Here is a 4,344-nt window from a genome sequence, read left to right as displayed (position 1 = left end):
AGCGGATATATTCGCTCTTATCTCCCTTAATTTTCATCATTATTCATCAAAATCATAACATAATCAAATCCTGGTAATCATGATTAATCCCTTTAATCCTGCTCCAAGACAATTTTCATCGCCGAAGGCGATCACTTCGCTACAAGCCTGTATACAAAGGCAATAAGCGGTTGCTCCAGCTCCCACGTGCTCATCTCCTCCTCCACCAGCGCCCCATGCTTTTTACGGATATCCCGCAACGCATTTCCCACTGATTTACGCAGGTATTCACTCTCTTTTGTTTTCAGGTTACTGATCATTTTAACAGCAACATCCGGGTGCGCTTTAAAATAAGGACGGCTGGTCCAGATACGGAGCCCCTCCACTACTGCCCTGTTCAGGTTAGGCTGCGGATCATTCAGCCATAGCCTGATTTCCGGAAGCGCTTTTTCATAGCCAATGCTGCTGCAATAATGATCAAAGGCTTTTGCCAGCATTTCCTGCACCCGCCAGTTTTCATCCTTCACTACTTTTGTTTTCAGCAGTGTTAATGCCTTGTTGTTTTGGGGCGATAAAAGCCCAAGCATCCACGCTCCTAACATGCGTTCCTGGTAACTTTCGCCCGTTGTAAGTTTGATGGCTGTTTCCAGGGGATCATGACGTTCATCTTTCATTAGCTGATCCCCGGCTTCCAGGATGTGCTTAAAACCATGTTCCACTTTTTTGATAGCAGCGATGAGTGCAGAAAGCATATGCGGATAATTTGATTTACCAGGTTAAATATAAAAAAGACCGGCGCATTGCCGGTCTTTACCATGTAAAAATTATTGCTTCCTTACGCCGCTGTGATCCACCAGGTATTTCCAAACGGATCCTTTACGCCTCCGGACCTTCCATACGATTGATCCGTAAGCGGCATTACTTCGGTAGCGCCTTCTTCCAGGGCCTTTTTGAAAGTCGCATCTGCATCGTCCACGTAAATGAACAGACCTGCGTTATCAGTTCCCCAATCCGCATTCGACTGGCCAAACATAATAATACTGTCGCCTATACTGATTTCGCCATGCATCAGTTCCTTGTTGCCGTCTTTGTAACTGCGGTGGTGTTCCTTTGCACCAAATACCTTTGCGGTAAAATCGAAAAAGGCTGCTGCATTTTTCAGGATCAGATACGGCATTACCTGTTGATGTCCTGCTGGTAATTTCATAAAAACTTGTTTTAAGGTTAAATGTCTCTTGCACAAAATTGCAACAGTATCCCCTGCTAAAATTGGAAAAACACGACATTTTTGTTAGTCACGCCAATCGGTAGCCCCGGAGCGACCGGAGAAATACTGTTTGGGATGCATGCCTGAAAACTCGCGGAAGTCGCTGATAAAATGCGACTGGTCATAATACCCGCATTCAAGCGCCAGGCTTCCCAGGCTCGTCACCGGCCGGTTATAAAAGGCGGTGGCCGACTGGAAACGGACGATCCGTGAAAACAATTTGGGCGACAGTCCCGCATACTGTTTGAACTGGCGCTCAAACTGCCGTTGCGACAAATAGTATGCCTGGGAAAGTGATTGTATGTTCAGTGAAGGTTTATGATGAATAATATCTCTTATGGCTGCAAACACCGGCAGGTTAGCCACCCTGCCAGCCGCAAGCCGCTCTTCTGTAAAACGGCAGAGGATAGTGCATCGCTCCTTATTATTTTTTGCGAGCATGATCTTCTCTTCTAATATGCGGCCTTCCCCTTTCAGCAGATCCTTCAGCTCAGCGGTATTATTCGTCATATCAGCAGCAGACATGGCAAACAGCAAGGGAATAGCCTGGGGATAAAAATACACGCCAAAAATGCTGAATCCTGCATCAATGGTATACCTGCGCAAAGTATGACAAGCCCCGTGTATTCCTGAACTATAGGACCGGGTAACACTACTCTCATTGGTTACATCGTCAAAAACGCCCCGGTAATGAAACAACATTTCCACGCAGGCATCTGCCATGTTATAGTGCGTATAGCCCGTATCTCCCTCCAGCACCCAGAAAAACCGGATAACATGTGCAAGATGAGGCGGCGGTGAAATAGTGTGATAATACATCTCTATAAAATTACAAAAACCATCTCAGCTTTTGATATCCCGTTGCAGGCAGGCCATTACCATCAATACCAGCGCGGCAATCCCGGCAATGGTACGTACCAGGTGCCAGTTATTCCACGGAATGGCAAACGCCGTCCTCACACGATGCAGCTCCGCCGGGGATGCATCTTTTATAGAAAAGGCTGCCAACTGATCGTTAAGAGGAATATTAGCCAGCACAGTTACGCCGAAACTGCCAATTATAAATATCACCGCTGCAGCCAGTATATACCCGCTGCGGCGGGTAAAAGCAGGCCGCGCGTTGAGCCAGGCTGCCAGTGCCAGTAACACCGGCGCTCCCAGGAAACTTACCAGGAAAGCGGGGTTCACAATAGCAACATTAATAGCCTGGGTAGCGGATATGTAAGCGGCATCCGGCAGCCCCGCGAATGCGTTATTAACAGATACGGCAAATGCGTAGAAAAGACCCGCCACCAGGGCAGTAGTAATGGTGGCAAGCGCCAGTATTATCGTTTTCATCTTGTTTTTAACGGGTATTTTTTATCTGATCCCGCTGCAATATTACCACGCGTTCCCTCCGCAGAATAGAACAAAACCGACATCAGTCGATATAGTTGCTGGCGGCCTTACCGGATTCCACATGTTTACCCGGCTGGAAAATATCAAAGTAATAGATATGGTCCTTCTCATACAGTGGCAATTGCGCTTTTAAACGGGTTTTAAAGCCGTTAAAATCTTTCGCCGCGGGGTTACTCCAGGCTGTTTCCGCCAGCGCTGCAATGCGGGGGAAAAGCAGGAAATCGAGCCGGTTATTACTATGGATGGTTTCCGACCACAGGCAGGCCTGTACTCCCAATATATGGGATTCGTGCCCCTGCGCGGCAGGGATAGCCGCAGCAGAAAAATCATATACCGATTGCAGGGGGTTAAACTCCCCGTCTTTCCACCTGCGGCCTATCTTATGGGAGCTATCCTGTACAAAATCGAAATAGAACGGCAGGCGGGGGCACATCACTACGGAGTAGCCTTTCTGAAACGCCATGGCCAGGTTTTCCGGTTTATCATGACGCCACCAGCACACAATGGTGCTGTCGGCCGGCAAGGTAGCGGTAGCAATTTCATCCCAGGCCATTACTTTGTTATGCAGCCTCAAAACGGTATCGGCCATGCGCTGGATAAAATAATCTTCTACCTGTTTGCGGTCTTTCAGGCCATGGGCTTGCTTTAACCGGATGATACCTGTATCCTGGTCCCAGCCGGCGTTGCCAAAAGTTACCTCGTCGCCGCCCAGGTGAATAAGCTGTGCGGGAAATAGTTGAGCCGTTTCCGTTAGTATATCCGCCAGGTACGCATAAGTGCCTTCCCTGCCGGGATTGAAAGTGAACTGCGGATATTTGGCCGTACCGCCGCCATCGAACGCGGGGTATGCCCTGTTGGCCGCCCCGGCATGCCCCGGCATATCTATTTCAGGAATAATGTCAATGCAACGCACCTTTGCATAGGCCACTATTTCGCGGATGTCGTCCTGCGTATACCAGGCTGCCGGCGCTTTGGGATCGGCAATATTGCCAATGCCGCCTACGGTGGTGAGTAACGGGTACTTCTTTATTTCCAGCCTCCAGCCGGGCATATCCGTCAGATGCCAATGGAAGCGGTTTAGTTTATAAAAAGCCATCCAGTTGAGGATAGACTTCACTTTCTCTTTCCCGAAAAAGTAGCGCGACTCATCCAGCATCACACCCCTCCAAGCATATTGCGGAGCATCTGTAATATTCCAGCAGGGCACCCGCAGGGTGTTGCCCGATGCAGGCGCTGCCACAGCCAGTTGCAGCAGGCTTACAATACCATTGAACATGCCTTCCTTCGCAGCAGCCGAGATGGTAGCCGTTTGTTTATTCATGCTAAGCGTGTATGCCTCTGCGTTAGTGCCGGTTGCTTTCTTCAGTAAAATAACTGTACCACCGGGTTGGCGCTGCAACGGCACATTTATATGGCAACGGCGCAACAGCTCTTCCTGCAGCCATGCTGCCAGCGGTAGCAGCGAAGTATCTTCCGGGCTGATAGTGGATTGTGCGGTGATCTTAAAAGTACCGCTCCCCTTTTGTGCTTTTACCGGCATAGGAATTACCGGGCAGTTTTGCTGTGCAACAGCGGGTATAATGGCAAACACAATGGCAACGGCCAGCAGGTATTTTTTCATGTTCAATGCAGATGATTTTAAATGGGTATACCGGCTGCCTTCCTGCAGCCGGCGAACAAAATAGTAAAATATTCCCGGT

Annotated in this window: 5 protein-coding genes; all 5 read right to left on the bottom strand. The window is 49.0% G+C overall.

The window, feature by feature from the left end:
• Positions 1–131: 131 nt before the first annotated feature.
• Positions 132–731: a DNA alkylation repair protein gene (locus VN105_RS21575; protein WP_325644086.1), complete on the bottom strand. Its 600-nt coding sequence runs from the start codon at positions 729–731 to the stop codon at positions 132–134.
• A gap of 83 nt (positions 732–814) precedes the next feature.
• Positions 815–1,186, bottom strand: a complete 372-nt coding sequence (locus VN105_RS21570; protein ID WP_325644084.1) for a VOC family protein — start codon at positions 1,184–1,186, stop codon at positions 815–817.
• A gap of 84 nt (positions 1,187–1,270) precedes the next feature.
• A complete protein-coding gene (locus VN105_RS21565) occupies positions 1,271–2,065 on the bottom strand; it encodes a helix-turn-helix transcriptional regulator (protein ID WP_325644082.1) in 795 nt (264 codons plus the stop codon).
• Between the two features lie 24 nt (positions 2,066–2,089).
• Positions 2,090–2,584 carry a DUF1772 domain-containing protein gene (locus VN105_RS21560; protein WP_325644080.1) on the bottom strand — a complete coding sequence of 165 codons (495 nt, stop codon included), beginning with the start codon at positions 2,582–2,584 and terminating at the stop codon, positions 2,090–2,092.
• 82 nt (positions 2,585–2,666) lie between these two features.
• A partial coding sequence (locus VN105_RS21555) for a beta-N-acetylhexosaminidase (protein WP_325644078.1) occupies positions 2,667–4,344 on the bottom strand: 1,678 nt, incomplete at its 5' end.

It is taken from the genome of Chitinophaga sp., assembly GCF_035564935.1.
Taxonomy (GTDB): domain Bacteria; phylum Bacteroidota; class Bacteroidia; order Chitinophagales; family Chitinophagaceae; genus Chitinophaga.
The sequence above is the reverse complement of the archived record's forward strand: the minus strand, read 5'-3'. Positions and strand labels throughout refer to the sequence as shown.

Coding starts and splice junctions, on each gene's coding strand:
- VN105_RS21575 (WP_325644086.1), bottom strand. CDS start 731: ATGCTTTCTGCACTCATCGCTGCTATCAAAAAAGTGGAACATGGTTTT.
- VN105_RS21570 (WP_325644084.1), bottom strand. CDS start 1,186: ATGAAATTACCAGCAGGACATCAACAGGTAATGCCGTATCTGATCCTG.
- VN105_RS21565 (WP_325644082.1), bottom strand. CDS start 2,065: ATGTATTATCACACTATTTCACCGCCGCCTCATCTTGCACATGTTATC.
- VN105_RS21560 (WP_325644080.1), bottom strand. CDS start 2,584: ATGAAAACGATAATACTGGCGCTTGCCACCATTACTACTGCCCTGGTG.